Here is a 17506-nt window from a genome sequence, read left to right as displayed (position 1 = left end):
TGCTTAACAGCAGCGCCTTAAAAGAATTTATTTATTACAGTAAAATAGTAATGGGAGACAATTACATCTTACAACAACATACAGAACAGCACCTGGCTCCGATAAAGTGGATAGTGAATAGAGTGGTTGACATCTTTTCAATTTTTAATGATAAATCAATGTTGGGGAAACCAGGCCTGCTATAGCGCATTTTATCGGGTGGTGCTAAAAATGTGCTATCGTTCCAGCTGTAAATGGGTACAGTGCCTTTACCTTACAACGTCGCAAAAGTAATACTATTTTTATTAGTACACAATATTTGTGGACTAATAGCAGGAAGAATTATTGAACCTTATCTCCGTTCCATTGTTGTAATGCTGTTGATATTTAACGATGTATGTATGGAAAGCCCCTTATTGGTGGCTGTGATGGAAACGGCCTGTTTTATCCTGGAAGCCTTTGAAATAAACGGAACCTAGTCTATGTTGACCACGATGTATCTGCCGTAAAAGAAACTCTATGAAAAAATGCTACCCGGCCAAACTTTGCTTATTACTATTTGCTTTGCTCCTTGGTATCGTTAATGCATCCATGGCGCAGTCCTGTACTGGCTCCCTGGGTGATCCGGTGTTCCTCGAAACCTTTGGCGACGCAGGTACCACTGTGAAGCCTACACTGGGTGCGCCGCTGCCAAATGGTATCACCAATTATACCTACTATAGCCCGGGTACTGCCGGCCGGCCTACAGGGCCTTATCCCGGGCAGTATACCATTTCCAATACTACCCGTGGTTATAACAATACTTACTTCGTAGATCGCCCGGACCATACTACGGGAACGGGTACTGGCTATGTGATGGTGGTAGACGCGGATGCTAATCCCGGACAATTCTACCAACGCACTATTACAGGTCTTTGTGCGGGTACTACTTTCGAGTTTTCCGCCTGGATTATGAATATCAACCCCCAGCTGACAAACGTAAGTAATCCCAGCCTCCGCTTCGATATCCTCGACGCAAATAACCCAAACGGTGCGCCTATCGCACAGGTTTCCACGGGAAATGTACCGTATCAGTCGCCCGGCACATGGGTGCGGCTGGCAGGTATCTTCCAGATGCCCAGCACCACCAGTTCCGTGATTCTGCGTATTATCAGTAATACGCCCAGCAGCCAGGGTAACGACCTGGCTTTAGATGATATCGCCTTCGCTGCCTGTGGTCCTCCTATCACCTTTACACAAGCTGCCGGAACAGTATGTGCTGGCGGCGATACAGAATTGTCTGTAAGTTTGCCTGCAGGTAGTTATGGTTCCTACTTTTTTCAGTTGCAAAACAGGCAGGTGGGTACCGCGGACTGGAACAATGTTGGCGGTATTATCAATAATGGCGCTAACAATACCTATACCTTCCCTGTTTCCAATGCGCAGGCAGGCATGGAATATCGGGTACTCGCCGCCGGTGGCACTGCAGAAATCAATAATGCCAACTGCCGGGTAACTTCTGATCCGGTAACCCTCAATGTGGTCGATTTCAGCATGTCGATCAACGGCCCATCCAGCATATGTTATAACACCAGTACCACACTCACCGCGGTGGTTACCCCGCGTAATAACAGTAACGTACCTACTACCAGCAGAACATTTATCTGGGAATCAAGTCCGGATGGAAATACCTGGACTACCATATCCGGCCAAACCGGTCCTGCGCTGGCTACTGACCAGTTAACTGCAAATACTTACTACCGGGTAACTGGTATAATTGTAGACTGCCGGGGTGCCGGCGTTTCGCAGGTATTTACCGTCAATGTAATACCACAAATCATTGGTGCCCTGGCGCCACCTAACCCTATCTGTGAAGAGGTGGACATGGCCAGCATCAGTTATGCTATTACTTCCGGAACGGCTAACCGCTATAGTATTACCAGTACTATTCCTGGTTTTACTCCCGTAACAAATGCGATCCTGGGCTCATCACCGTTAACCGTAATTCTTCCTGATAACACAGCTCCCGGTACCTATCCGCTTACCTTTACCTTTAGCAATACTACTACCGGTTGTGTATCTGACCCGGTAAGTACTAACCTTACCATAGTGCCGCTGCCGGGTGCACCGAATGCCGGTAACGACACTACTGTATGTAATGTAACCAGCCTGGCGCTGCAAGGTAATACACCCGTAAACGGAACCGGTCGCTGGACGGAAGCCTCAGGCCCCAGTACGGTGAGTTTTGCCAATAGCGCCAGTCCGAATACCACCGTCTCCAACCTGGTGCCCGGGACTTATACCTTCATATGGACCATCGGTAATCAGGTGTGTTCGGAAGAGTCTGACCAGGTACAAATCACTGTCCTGGCTGCACCTACTACTGCCAATGCCGGCCCTGATCAAACGCAGTTTAATACCGGTGCATTTCTCATGAATGCCAACACGCCGGTAAATGGTACCGGCAGCTGGTCAGTCATCAGTGGTAATGCATCCGTGGCGAATACGGCTGCGGCTAATACCACAGTTACCATTCCTGCTAACAGTAGTGCCACCCTGGTGTGGAGCGTGGCCAATGGCATTTGCCCGCCAAGCACGGATACCGTTGTGATCAACTACATCAGCAAAGCGGATATTCAGATAGTAAAAACCGTTCAGCAGAATGGACCTTACCTGGCTGGTCAGGATTTCGACTATCACATAGTAGTAACGAATGTAGGTCCGAGCAATGCAACCAATGTACGCATTACTGACCTGTTGCCATCCACCTTTATCGCTACCAGTGTAGATGTAAGTACTACAGGTGCGGCGAGGATCGTTACCAATAATTCTACGCTTACCAATATTGATATTACTGCAGATATACCTACGCAAAATGCAAGTGTGGTAATTGTAGTGAAAGGAGATTTGTCATCCTCCCTTAACGGCGATATTACCAACACAGCTGTAGCGGTATCACCGGATGTGCCGGATGATAATGGTGCTACCAGCACTATCACGGTGCCGGTTGTACGTCGTCCGTACCTGAGTAATGTGAAGTCGGCCCCGGCAACTGCTGTGGCTGGTGACGCTATTGCTTTCGGCGTTACGGTGTATAATTTCAGCTTGGGAGATGCCGTGAATACCGTTATCTCCGATGTTGTTTCCCAGAAAGTAACCAACGTCAGCTGGACTGCCGTTGCTACGGGGCGCGCTACCATCAGCGCCGGCGCCACCGGCACAGGCAATAATGTGAGCGTAACTGCCAGCATGCCTGCCGGCGATACAGGTAAAGTATATATCTCCATTCATGGTACCGTTGCCGCAGATGCTACGGATCATATCACCAATGAAGCAATTGCAACACTTACAGAAGACGTGGATCCTATTCCATCCAACATTACCACCACACTGATTAGTAGTTCTCCAGGTTTACTGATTCAGAAAAACCATGTGGGAAATATTGTTTTGATAGCAGGTAAGCCGGTGGAATATGTGATCCAGGTAAATAATAATGGCCCCAGTAACGCTGTGGGTACGGTTATTACGGACGCCATCCCGGCTCAGATTTTAAATCCCACCTGGACTACGGAGGCACAGGGCGCAGCCACCATCAGTTCCGGTGCTAGCGGCAGCGGTAATGCATTAAGCGTAACTGCTGATATACCTGCAGGTAATTCCAACATCGTGCTGATTCATATTAAAGGCACTGTAGATCCATCGTTTAGCGGAAGGCTTTCAAATATTGGTACAGCCACACCTGCAGAACCCGGAGTAAATCCTGTGTCGGACGATGATAATGCCCTGGTGTTGAAAGATGTGAATTTCACGGCTGTGAAAAGTGGTCCTGCCACTGCTGTGGCAGGCGGTCAGGTTGCCTATGTCCTGGATGTAACCAATACGGGTCCTAGTAATTCCACCAATACCAACATTGCCGATCAGGTACCTTCCTCCTTATATAATGTAACCTGGGCAGCAACTGTGGCAGATGGTACGGCAAATATTGTTAGTGGTGCTACCGGTTCAGGAAATAATGTAGCTGTTACCGCAAATCTAAATGTAGGCGCCACCGTTAGGATACTGATCAACAGTTATGTACAGCCAACCACCCTCAATCCGATCATAAATTCGGCGGTGGTCACACCTTCGGAAGTGGGTATTCAGCCTGTTAACTCCAATCAGGTAACTACCATCATTGCAGCACAGGCCAACCTGGCTATTACTAAAACAGGTGTGGATACTATACAGGCAGGTAATACCATTACCTACACCATCTTTGCCACCAACAATGGTCCGAGTAATGCACGCGGTGTTACCATCGCCGATGCCGTGCCGGCAGATATCCAGAACGTTACCTGGGTGGCCAATGCCACAGGTAATGCCAGTGTACTCACTGGTGCCAGTGGCTCCGGAAACAATATCACTGTTACCGGCGATATCGCAGCGGGCACGCTGAATGCTATCCGCATTAATGTTACAGGAACCGTCTCAGCTTCTTACAATGGTAACCTGGTGAATAATGCCATTGTAACACCATCAGAACCTGGCAGCACAGGAGATACTGCTACCAAGGTTACGGTGGTACAGCGCCTGCCGCGACTCTCCGTCACCAAAGCTGCGGTGGACCAGGTGCTGGCTGGCGACAGCTTAACCTACACAATTGAAGTAGCTAACCTGGGCGTGAGCAATGCCCTGGGAACAGTGATCACTGATACCATTCCTGCTGCCATCCTCAATCCTTCCTGGACCACCAGCGTACAGGGGGCAGCAGCAGTGTTGACCGGCGGCAGCGGTACCGGTAATATCATTCGTATTACCGCTAATATTCCAGCCGGTGCCGCTAATAAAATCACCATTACGGTAAAAGGGAAAACCAATCCTGCTGTGGAAGCGTCGACCACTAACACCGTATACGCCACGCCAACAGAGCAGGTACCACCGGTAAGTGCCACCAAAGCTGTAAGGATCCGCAAAATCCCGGTGGTGGCGATTTCCAAATCGGGCCCGGCTACTTTGTCGGCCGGTGAAAAAATAGTGTATACGCTTACCGTTACCAACACCAGTTTGTCTAATGCCGACAACCTGTTGATTACAGATGACATACCTGTTCCGGTGCTCAATCCAACCTGGCAGGCAGTGGCCACCGGTGCGGCACAGGTAACCAACAATGCTACCGGTACCGGCAACACGCTCAGTGTGGCGGGTAATATTCCGGCAGGAACTGGTAATAGTATTGTGATTACCATTGTAGGCCAGGTAAATCCTGCCTTCGCAGGTTCATTTACCAATGGTGCCAGTGCCTTCCCGGCAGAACCAGGTACCACACCAGCAGGAGCTCAACCGGTAACTACTACCGTTACCCAGGAACCGAAAATCCGTATCCGTAAATCCGGTCCGGCTATCGCTAACGCTGGCCAGACAATTACGTATAACCTCACCGTTACCAACCTGGGTCCATCCAACTCTTCCAACACGGAAATTACTGATGCGATTCCTGCTGAGCTTACCAATGTGACATGGACAGCTACTGCCACCGCTCCGGCATTCATTACGAGCGGTAATAGCGGCACAGGGAATGCCCTGCGGGTATTAGCCAATGTACCGGCCGACAGTGGTGCCGTGAATATAGTGGTAACCGGTACCATTCCCGGTGAAAGCACTGCTACATCCATATCTAATACGGCGGTAGCTACGCCGTCAGAGCCAGGCATCCCGCCGGTAAATGCGGATACAGTTATTACTACCATTAACCGCAAACCAGGGTTGCTGATTACCAAAGCAGCACCTTCAGGCGCATATGCAGGAAGCCACATCATCTATGGCTTCCGGGCTATTAACATCGGCCCGAGTGATGCACGCGGTGCCATGATCCGTGATACCGTACCGGCAAATGTCTCCGTTATCAGATGGGGTGCAGTAGCCTCCGGTGAAGCTACCGTGCTCACCGGCGCCAGCGGTACAGGTAATATCATCGATGTTAATGCGGATATTCCTGTAGGTGGTGCAAACGGTGTGATAGTACTCGTAGAAGGAAGGGTGAACCCTGACTTTGAAGGTACGATAGATAATACCTCCTGGATATTCCCGGCAGAAGCCGGCGCCGATACCGCCAGGTCCATCGTGCAAACCACGGTGACCAAACAGGCACGACTGGAAATCAGCAAAGCGGGGCCACCAACAGTAGCGGCGGGTAACCCGATCCAATACACGATCGAAGCGGTGAACAGCGGCCCAAGCAACGCTAAGAATGTTACCATTACGGATGTGATACCTGCGGGCATCCTTAATGCTACCTGGACAGCCACGGCAGTAAACGGTGCATCAATCACTGCAGGTAACACCGGTACCGGTAATATTGCGCTTACCGCAGATATTCCGGATACCACGGGTGCTAAAGTGGTGATAGTGGTAAATGGTACGGTAGATCCAAACTTTACCGGTACCACCCTTGTGAATACTGCTGCTGTCCTTAATCCGGCAGGCATACTGCCTTCTGGTGATACGGCTACAGTATCCACAGCGATTACACGCGAAGCGGATCTGCGGATCGTGAAATCAGGTCCTTCCAGTGGTGCAGTCGGACAGCCTATCCAGTATAGTTTGCGTATTCAGAACTTTGGCCCAACCAATGCAGCAGGGGTAAGTATATCCGATGTGTTGCCGGCAACCATCCTCAATCCTACCTGGACAGCCACCGCTGTAGGAAATATCTCAAATCTCTCCCCAACCACTGGCTCAGGAAATGTAAACCTTACAGCAGATATGCCGGCGGATGGCAGTTATATAACCGTCACTATAAATGGTGTCGTTGACCCTTCAATGTCGAATGGCGCCACATTAACCAATACAGCCACTGTAACTGCACCAGCAGGTATTATAGATCCAATCACCGCGAACAACACCAGCACTGTGGTCGCCTCCATTGATAATGATCCGGTGGTGCGCATCGCTAAGTCTGGCCCTGCGGTGGCTAATATCGGGGATACTATTCACTATACGGTAGTCGTTACTAATGGCGGTTCAGGTAATATTACCAATGCTCTGGTGGTGGATAATGTGCCAGCCACTGTTGGCGTATACAACTGGACGGCCACCGGCACCGGTACTGCTACCATTACCGGCGCTACTTCCGGGGCTACCAATAGTATCTCTACCACAGGAGATATTCCGGTGGGTAATAACTCAATTGTAATAGATATATATGGTGTCATCCTCAACACAGCAGGTACCACCATCACCAACACCGCCTCCGTAACAGCCGGTTCACATAAAGAAACTTCCGTGGTTACCGCAGTGAATAACTCTGTGGATGTGCGCATCGTGAAAAATGCGCCTTCAACAGTAGTAGCAGGTCAGGCGGTCAACTTCATCTTACAGGTATTTAACAGTGGTCCGCGCAATGCGGATAACATCCGTATACAGGATGTGATTCCGCCAGTGGTGACCAAAGTTACATGGACGGCCATTGCTACCGGCAACGCCTCCATCATGGATAGTGTGCGTATCGATAGCAGCGGCAACCTGATCGACCTGCCGGCGAAAATTGCTGCCGGCAGCGGTAACTTCATCACCTTCCGCATCAATGGTGTCGTAGATGGGGCTACTACCGTAGGCAGCATTATTAATACTGCTACCGCACTGGAAAGTGTACTGGTAGATGCAAATCCTGCCAATAATGGTAGCGTAACCAATACCACCATCACCAAGGAATATGGTGTTACGGTAAATAAAGGAGGTCCGCAAAATGCTGTGGCGGGTAACACCATCGCTTACACGCTCACTATCGGTAATGAAGGGCCTTCGGATGCCATCGGCGTTAATATCGCCGATGTGATTCCGCCAATGATTACCAATGTATCCTGGAACGTGCTGGTACAGGGCGCCGCCAGTGTTACCGGTCCGTTCTCCGGTACCGGCAATGTTAATACTACTGTTGATATCCCTGCGGGAGATCAGAATCTCGCGGTGGTAGCCGTAGCAGGATTTATCGATCCGGCATTTAACGGTGACATCACCAACGTGGTATCCGCAGGCAACGCCAGCATACCGGCAATTACCGATACGCTTATTACGCATGTACGCCGACTCACCATATTGGACATCAATAAGAGCGGCCCGGCTAAGGTAACTGCCGGCGAAAGCATGACTTACACTATCCGGGCTACTAATAATGGTCCGAGCAACAGCGCCGGAATCGTGATCAGTGATACGATAGATAGTCGCCTCACTAACCTCAGCTGGACAGCCGTAGCATCCAACGGGGCTACCATCAACAGCGGCGGTTCCGGAACTACGCCACAAATCCTTGTAAACGCTGATATCCCGGCTGGCGGCACCGCTGATGTAGTGGTTACCGTTACCGGAACAATAGCTGCCAATGCTACCGGCACCATCAGAAATACCGCTACCGCCACACCTCCGGATGATGGTGTTAATACACCGGTGGTATCTCCGGAAGTAGTTACGTTGATTGAGAGCAAACCACTGCTCACCATTCGTAAGAGTGGGCCTGCCGTAGCCGATGCAGGTCAGCAAATTAGTTACCAGCTGCTCGTTACTAACCAGGGAATCAGCGATGCGCTGAATGCCTCTATCACGGATGTGGTGCCGGCCGCACTTACAGGCGTTACCTGGAGTTCCCAGGTAGTGACCAAAGATGCTACCAGCATCATAAGCGGCGGTACAGGTGCAGGTAATAATGTGGCCATCACTGCAAACATCCGGGCGAAGGGCAGTATCCTCATCAGCATCACTGGTAAAATTGATTCCACATTTGCAGGTACTATCAGTAACGTAGGCAGGGTAACACCGTCCGAGCCAACAGGCACCGGTGATACTTCCGTGGTAAATACGCTGGTGGTGTTGAACCCCGGACTGGATATCGTGAAATCCGGGCCATCCACCATAGAATCCGGACAGCCTATCAGTTATACCATTACAGCGGTGAACTCAGGCCCAAGTAATGCGCAGAATGCGCTGATCCGCGACATGGTGCCGGCAGCTATCCAAAACGTTACATGGACCGCCGTAGCCGGTGGTGCTGCCAGCATCATCGATGGTGCTAACGGTACTGGTAATACGGTGGCCATGCATGTGAATATACCGCCGGGTGCGGGTAATAATATTACCATCACCGTAAATGGTAGTGTAAACCCTGCCTTCAGGGATACCATCCGCAATATGGCTACCATCACCCCTGCAGAAACAGGTAAAACAGATTCCTCGCAGTTGGTGGAAACGGTAGTTACCGCAGTGCCGGTACTCACTATCGCCAAGGTAGGACCTACCAGGGCTATTGCCGGCCAGCAGGTGTTCTATACCATCACCGTTTCCAATACCAGCTTAAGCGATGCTGTGAACCTGAATATTACCGATGTGGTACCATCTGTCTTAACGAATGTACTGTGGCTGGCTACCTATAACGGCAGGGCATCCATCACCGGTGCCACTAACGGTAGCGGCAATAACATCTCCCTGAATGGTAATATACCAACCGGCGCAGGTAATAATATTGTGATTGCCGTGCAGGGCACAGTAGATCCATCAGCTACGGGTAATATTGTAAACACCGCTACGGTAACACCATCTGAGCCGGAAGCCACGCCTAAATCCTCTACGGTAAACAGTACCATCGTGGTGGATCAGCAGCTGCATATCACCAAAACGGGTCCTGCTGCCATGACGAGAGGCGGCCAGGTGACCTACGTGGTAACGGTGAATAACACTGGCCTCAGTCCTGCAATAAATGCAAATATTTCGGACTCCATACCAACGGTGCTCACCAATGTAACTTGGACGGCTACTGCCAGCCGCAGCGCTACAATTACTGCCGGTGCCACCGGAAGCGGCAATCAGGTAAGCATTACAGGTACCATTCCGGGAACGGATTCCAGCAGTATACAAGTGGTGATCAGAGGTACGGTAAGGCAGGATGCCGCCGCTGGTACGGTAGTGAATATAGCCCGTGTACATACCGCCGCTACTACGGTGGAATCCAATGCGGTGTTTAGTATCATTGGTAGTCGCGCCGACCTGGCCATCACCAAAACCGGTACGCCGCAGGTATACGTTAATCAGCTGATTACCTACCAGCTCACGGTTACCAATAATGGCCCGTCAAACGCAAACGGTGCAGTAGTGCAGGATGTGCTGCCAACCGCCCTGCTGCAGCCAGCCATTTCGGTGGTAAGTACCGCCGGCGGAGCCGCTAATGTGCAGGTGGGCATCACCAATGGTGCGGCCGGGGCAATACTGGGGACATTCCCGGCAGGCGCACAGGCAGTGCTGCGCATCACTGGCATAGCCCAGCAGCCCGGAACCCTGAATAATACTGCCGTGGTAAATACCCCTACCGGTATGCCGGATGCAGATAGTTCCAACAATACGAGCCAGACTGTTGTTACCAGGGTACTTCCAAAGGCACAACTGGATGTGAATAAATCCATCAGTCCGGCAGGACCTTATAAGATCGGGGATCAGGTAACCTACACCCTGTCGGCCACCAATAACGGTGAAGCAGGTGTGAACCCGGTAGTGGTGGTGGATACTTTACCGCCATCCTCCGTATTGGGAAATCCTGTTTACACCAATCCGCCACGTGGCACCGCTACGCTCAGCAATGGGGTGCTCACCTGGAACATCGGCCTGCTGAACGCACATGAAACACTGAACTGGAGTTACAACGCTACGGTAACCGGTAGTGGGCAGATCAGAAATGTGGCCGTAATAACTGGTCCACCTGACGTAACAATTCCGGATACTTCTGTGTTAATTGTAGACAGTGATCGTTATGCAAACCTCAAAGTGACAAAACTATTTAATACGGCATTGCCGTTGAAGGTGGGCCAAACGCTTGAGTTTACGGTTAACGTCACTAATAACGGCCCTGATACAGCCCATAACGTTATCATGACTGATCACCTGGAAAGCATGCTGGGCGCGCCGCTGAGCTTCAACGCAAGTAAGGGCGCCGCTACATTCGATCAAAACGCTGGCAACATTATCTGGGCAATTCCGGAAATGCCAAGCGGCACCACCGAAACACTCACGTTTACGGTTAAACTGATCAATGGTGGGGATGTAGGTAACACGGCTACCGTAACTGGTGATGAAACAGACATAGATCTTTCGGATAATACGTTTACCATAGCACGTGTGCCTGTCACCGGGGAAGACATCTTCATCCCGAATGTGATCACACCAAATGGAGATGGTAAAAACGATACCTGGTTTATTACAGGACTGAGCAGATACCCTGGATCGTCTGTATACATCTACAACAGGTGGGGTAATCAGGTATACCAGAGCAAGGACTATGATAACAAGTGGAATGGCAATGACCTCAATGAAGGCACCTATTTCTATATTCTGAAATTAAACGCTCCAACAACTGGTATACGTGAATACAAAGGTTGGATTGAATTGATTCGTTAAAGATTACTATTGGCATAAAAATGAAACTCCTATGGGAAGAAGTCTAATTAAGGGACTGAGTGCAGTGGTACTATACGCTTCAGTGTATCTGTGGCCCAATAATACCGCTGCGCAGCAAAATCTTCAGTTTAGTCAATATGTATTTAATATGCTTGCCGTTAACCCCGCATATGCAGGCTACAAGGAAGACTTGTTTGCTAACGCCATTTACCGCAAGCAGTGGGTGAGCTTTCCCGGCGGCCCGCAAACAGGCGGTGTTTCCGTGGATGGCGCACTCAATTCTTCCCGGGATGCCAGAGTGGGGCTGGGAGCGCAAATCATGTATGATAAACTAGGCCCCCAGGATGCGACCTCTATTTATGGTATGTACTCCTACCGTATTCCGGTAAATGAAGATGGCGACAAAAGATTATGTTTCGGTATAGGCGCCGGCGTTACCCAATACGCCATTGATGGTTCGGTCCTGGTCTATAATGACGACAATGACCCGAGCATCCCCATGGGCCGGGCTTCTACGTGGGTGCCTGATGCACGCTTCGGGATCTACTATTATACCCCCACCTGGTACGTGGGTGCTTCCGTGATGGACTTATTCTCCCTGTACACGGATGCTTCCAGGTACTACTGGAAAGGATACCAGTATAAAACCATCCGAAAAACCCAGCACCTGTATGTGAATGCCGGAGTGATGTTCAATTTCTCTGATAACCTCAAACTGAAACCTTCCATTCTCATTAAAGAAGATTTCAAAGGGCCTACCAATGTGGACCTCACTGCACTATTCCTGATTGCTGACAGATTGTGGGTAGGTGGTTCCTACCGCACCGGTGTGAAATTATGGAGCAAACCTGCACTGGATAAAAACCTGGAGCAACTGGATGCGGCAAGTGCTATCGTACAGTTTAATGTAACCCAGCAGTTAAGAATAGGCTATGCATATGATCTCACCATCAGTAAAATGGCTTCTTACCAGAGTGGTTCACATGAGCTGTCCATCGGCTATTTGTTCACCGGAAAACGACCAAGGGTAACCAGCCCCCGTTACTTCTAATTCCGCTTGATTCTTAAATAAAGACTATGAGAAGAATTTCAGTTTTACTCATCATATTTTTTTCCAGTCTGGTAGCCCTGGCGCAGGAGCAAAAAACTTTACAGGCGCAGGCGGATATATTGTATGACAAATACGAATATGCCCGCGCAGCCTCCATGTACAAGCGGATTGCAGATAAGAAAAAAGATAAGACCACGACCGCCGTGCTGGTGAAACTGGCAGATTGCTACCGGCAAACCAATAACTACACAGCCGCCGCGGAATGGTATCCTAAATTGCTGGCACATAGCGATGCTCCGCCTGAAAGCCGTTTGTTTTATGCAGATGCGCTGAAGAGCTTAGGCCGCTATGAGGAAGCAAAAACAGCTTATGGACAATATGCACAAAGCAATCCGCAGGCGGTGCTGGTAAATGAAAGAATAGCGGGTTGCGATTCGGCGGTGCTATGGATGCAGCATCCGGTGGATGCGAGCATCAGCAACGTGCAGCGGCTCAATTCCTCGCATTCCGACTGGGGCGCCACGCGTGTGCCCGGAGGAGTGGTGTTTATGTCTGACACGCTGATGAAGAATAAACTGAAACCCGGGAGTAAGTTTAACAGAAATGATTATGGTCGCACAAACCGCCCTTATTATACATTATATGTAGCCGATACCGGAAGTTATGGCAATGTGTTTATTGATGATTATTCACCTTCGTTTAATGATACCCGTTATCACGTGGGGCCCATTGCATTCGACAAGTCTTTTAACAACAGCTTTGTCACCTTCACTTTCCCGGATAAGAAAATGCCGGCGCAAAAATCTGATACCCGTCCCAGAATTAAATATGGTTACAGGCGGCTGGAGCTTTTTACATCACAGAGAGATGCAAACGGCAACTGGAGCGAGCCAAAGCCCTTTCAGTACAATAAGCCTGATCAGTACTCACTGGGCCACGCAGCCCTCAGTAACGATGAGAGCGTACTCTATTTTGCATCTGACATGCCTGGTGGCGCCGGCGGCACGGATATCTGGTATTGTGAAAGACTATCCGGTGGCAGCTGGGGTACACCCGTGAATTGCGGCCCGGCCATCAATACAGCCGATGATGAGGAGTTTCCTACCGTGGCGCCGGATGGTACCTTGTATTTCAGCAGTAAAGGCCATACCGGCATGGGAGGCTTTGATATGTTTAGCAGCGGTGGCAGTAAAGCGCAGTGGAGTACGCCGCAAAACCTGCGCTATCCGTTCAACTCTTCCGCTGATGATTTCTACTATATGAATTATGGAGATAGTGGTGGCTACTTTGCATCCAACCGAACCGGTGGCTTTGGCAGTGACGATATTTACGCTGCTTATGAGATGGAAATCATTCATCGCTATGTGCCGCCCGGACTTACGATACCGTTCACCGGCAAGGTATGCCCGCCATTAACCGGCGCCTGCATTTACATCTATAACCGGCAGCGGGATATGGGCTGGTGCTTTAACGGTGACCCGAACAGGGAGATTCATCTCACCCTGGAAAAAGAAACAGATTACGTGATACGGATAGTGGAAAATGGAGTAAGGGTGGATTCAATAGAATTCAATACGCGCGGTATGCAGGATGGCGAAACGATAGAGAAAATTATTTGTCGTGATAAACCATTAAAAGCTGGTACCAAGTTCGTACTGGAAAACTTCAACTACGATTTTGATAAGTGGGATATTCGTCCGGATGCCGCGCTGGTGCTGGATAGCCTGGCAAATATTCTGCGTGCGCATCCTACGATGCATGTGCGACTGGTATCGTATACTGACAGTCGCGGTTCATCTGCCTATAACCTGCAGCTCTCCAAAAAGCGTGCTGCCTCAGCAGTGGAGTACCTGATTAATCACGGTATCAGCCGGCAACGCATCAGTTCTGCCGGCAGGGGCGATACTAACCTGCTGAATCATTGTAAAAAAGGGGTGAGCTGTACCGATGCAGAACATGAAGTAAACAGGCGAACAGAAGTAGAAATACTAAAAGAATAAATTGAAATACCCCCTACGGAAACGACATGCTGAAGCACTAAAAATCAAAACTGGCTCCTTAGGGAGCCTTTTTTATTAAGCTGCATGATGGACATCGGTTTTATTGCAGGCAGCTATGCTGCGGTTCCGTAGGTTGTAAGTAGTTGAGTAGCTGTCGCCGGTCGGGGCCAGCCTCCGAATTTTCTCTGTCACCTAAGGTGGCAGAGAAAATTCGGAATTGCTATTATCTTTATTCCTCAGAAAGATAAAAAGCAAACATTGAACATATGAAAAAGAGACTGCTTAGTTTGTTGCTGATGGCTGGCCTGGTACATGGTGCCACCGCGCAAAAGCGACCCAATGTAATCCTAGTACTCACGGATGATATGGGGTACAGTGATCTGAGCTGTTATGGTAATCCGCTGATCCGCACACCGTTTCTGGATAATATGGCCCGGAAGGGGGTGAAGTCCACCGGTTACATGGTATCGTCCCCTACGTGTACGCCTTCCCGTGTGTCGCTGATGACGGGCCGGTATCCCACCAGGTCGCAGCTGAACTTCCCTATCCCTCCGGGTTATAAGATTGGTTTGCCGGATGAAGATGTTACCATCGCTGAAATGCTGAAAGGTGTAGGGTATCATACGGCCATGATCGGGAAATGGCATATGGGAGATATTCAACCTTACAACCTGCCTACTGCACAGGGTTTTGAACAGTATTTCGGGATGCTGTACAGCCATGACTACCGGTTCCCTTACGTAGTAACGGATACGACCATAAAGATTTTCCGCAACACTTCGCCGGAGGTGATCAGGCCGCAGGACACCAGTTTAACAGGGCTGTACACCAAGGAGGCGATCAAATACATTCAACAGCAGAAAAAGGATCAGCCGTTTTTCCTTTACCTGGCGCACAACATGCCGCATTTGCCCGTGGATGCTTCCAGTAAGTACAAAGGTCATTCGCCGGGTGGTTTGTATGGAGATGTAATTGAAGAGATTGACGGTGGTCTCGCCCAGATATGGCAGGCGCTGGAACAACAGGGGCTGGCGGATAATACCATCTTTATATTCACCAGTGATAACGGCCCGTGGATAGATTTCCCGGACCGCATGTCTAAGGACAACCATACCAAGCCATGGCATGTGGGTAGTCAGGGTATTTTCAGGGGCAAAAAAGGAGATACCTATGAAGGTGGTCACCGGGTACCATTTATTCTCTACTGGAAAAATCATGTACCGGTGGGTAAGGAGATATCAGATGTATTTACCAGCATGGACGTGCTGCCTACCCTGGCTAAATGGACCAACGCCCCGCTGCCTGCCGGTCGCAAGCTGGACGGTGAGCCGGTGGATGCCCTGCTGACGGGTAAAGTGGAGCACTATACGCATTCTCCGATTTATTATGTCAACTACGGTGTGGCAGAGGCTATCCGGGTGGGCGACTGGAAATTCCGCCGTGGAGGCAGCAAGGTAGCGGATAGTACCGTGGAGCTGTTTAACCTGAAGGAAGATGTGAGAGAGCAGTATAATGTGGCGGCGCAATATCCGGAGAAAGTGAAGGAGTTGCAGGCGCTTTTAGATAAGTATGATGGGAATACGCCCAATTAGTTTCGTTTCTGTATGGCCCCGAAGGGGCCATTCAGAAACGAAAGTTCTCGCCCGGCCTCAGGCCGGGCGAGAACTTTCGACAAAACACAAATCTCCGCTGAACAAGGAAAACTTGCCACTTATACAGACCTGCATCTCCGTTACTCCAAATACGTTAGATTTGTTGGCATATAACTAACCAACCACATGAAATCAAACATGAAACCAGCCTTTTTCCTGACAGCTTCCCTGCTGTCGTCCATGACTTTAATGGCACAGGATTATAGCATTACCGGTAAGGTTCCCGCTGCGCTGAACGGCGAAAAAGTGTTCCTCATTAAAGGGGAAGGCCAAACAATGGCACGCACACCGTTCGATTCGGCAGTAGTTACCAACGGTACCTTTTCCTTCAAAGGTCAGACGGAAGAACCTAAAGTAATGACCGTTTACGTAATGAAGCGTGCTGAAGGCAGTAGCCTGGGCGGTAGAAAGGGACTGATCGTTGATAAAAAAGATCAGGTTAAAATTGAAGTGCCTGAAACAGCCACCGGTACAGCTATCTTCGATGATGCCAAAGCTAAAGTAAGCGGTTCTAAACTGCAGAAAGAGTACGATGGTTACCAGGCTTTGCTGGCACCCGGTAACAAGGGTATGGACTCCCTGCGTAACATCGCGATGACTACCATGCAAACAGATACTACCGGTATGTATGCACTGCGTACTAAATGGGAAGAACTGTATGAGCAGAACGATAAAATCAAGGATGAATTTATTAAGAAGAATACCAACAGCTACATCACCTTATACCTGCTGAGCGGCATGGCTTCCCGCAGGATTGAAGATGTGGAAGGTTTCCAGAAAACTTTTAATGCATTAAACAGCAAATTGCGCGCTACTGAGCTGGGTAAATCTGTTGCCAGCCAGATTGAGAAGTCTGCCAGATTCGCTAAAGGACAGGTAGCGCCTGACTTTGCAGCCGAAACTCCAGACGGTAAAACACTGAAACTTTCTGACCTCCGTGGTAAATATATCCTGATTGATTTCTGGGCCAGCTGGTGCGGACCTTGCCGCGCTGAAAACCCAAATGTGGTAAGCGCATACAACGCCTTTAAAGATAAAGGTTTCGATATCCTGGGTGTATCACTGGACAGACCAGGTGCAAAGGATGCATGGGTAGGAGCAATCGAAAAGGATGGCCTGGCATGGCACCATGTAAGTGAGCTGAAATGGTGGAACGGTGACATCTCTAAAATGTACATGATCAATGGTATTCCTGCTAACTTCCTGATCGATCCGAATGGTAAGATCGTGGCTTCTAACCTGCGTGGTGAAAAGCTGCACGAGGTGCTGGCGAAGGAATTGAATAAATAAGCACATTTTTTACAGGTGCTAAATCGAAACTGGTCCGCCTTTGGCGGACCAGTTTCGATTTAGATGGAGACCGAAGGTCTCCATCTAAATCGAAAATTCATTTGATGATATGAATGTCAACTTATAACCAACCATGATGTCAC

Annotated in this window: 5 protein-coding genes; all 5 read left to right on the top strand. The window is 49.6% G+C overall.

The window, feature by feature from the left end; genetic code table 11:
* Positions 1–498: 498 nt before the first annotated feature.
* The 5 genes from BUB18_RS29315 to BUB18_RS30130 all read left to right on the top strand — a co-directional run bounded on the left by BUB18_RS29315 (position 499) and on the right by BUB18_RS30130 (position 17363).
* Positions 499–11370: a T9SS type B sorting domain-containing protein gene (locus tag BUB18_RS29315; RefSeq protein ID WP_073079428.1), complete on the top strand. Its 10872-nt coding sequence runs from the start codon at positions 499–501 to the stop codon at positions 11368–11370.
* 31 nt (positions 11371–11401) lie between these two features.
* Positions 11402–12421, top strand: a complete 1020-nt coding sequence (locus BUB18_RS07300; RefSeq protein WP_073079426.1) for a PorP/SprF family type IX secretion system membrane protein — start codon at positions 11402–11404, stop codon at positions 12419–12421.
* Positions 12422–12447: 26 nt separating this feature from the next.
* Positions 12448–14421 (top strand): OmpA family protein, encoded by a 1974-nt coding sequence (locus tag BUB18_RS07295; protein WP_073079425.1) that lies wholly within the window; start codon positions 12448–12450, stop codon positions 14419–14421.
* A 266-nt stretch (positions 14422–14687) separates the two neighbouring features.
* Positions 14688–16013: a sulfatase family protein gene (locus BUB18_RS07290; protein ID WP_073079423.1), complete on the top strand. Its 1326-nt coding sequence runs from the start codon at positions 14688–14690 to the stop codon at positions 16011–16013.
* 186 nt (positions 16014–16199) lie between these two features.
* Positions 16200–17363 carry a TlpA disulfide reductase family protein gene (locus BUB18_RS30130; protein WP_083549499.1) on the top strand — a complete coding sequence of 388 codons (1164 nt, stop codon included), beginning with the start codon at positions 16200–16202 and terminating at the stop codon, positions 17361–17363.
* Positions 17364–17506 lie beyond the last annotated feature (143 nt).

It is taken from the genome of Chitinophaga jiangningensis (assembly GCF_900142605.1).
Classification (GTDB): Bacteria; Bacteroidota; Bacteroidia; order Chitinophagales; family Chitinophagaceae; genus Chitinophaga; species Chitinophaga jiangningensis.
Note: the sequence above shows the minus strand (reverse complement) of the source record. Positions and strands in the feature narration are given on the sequence as shown.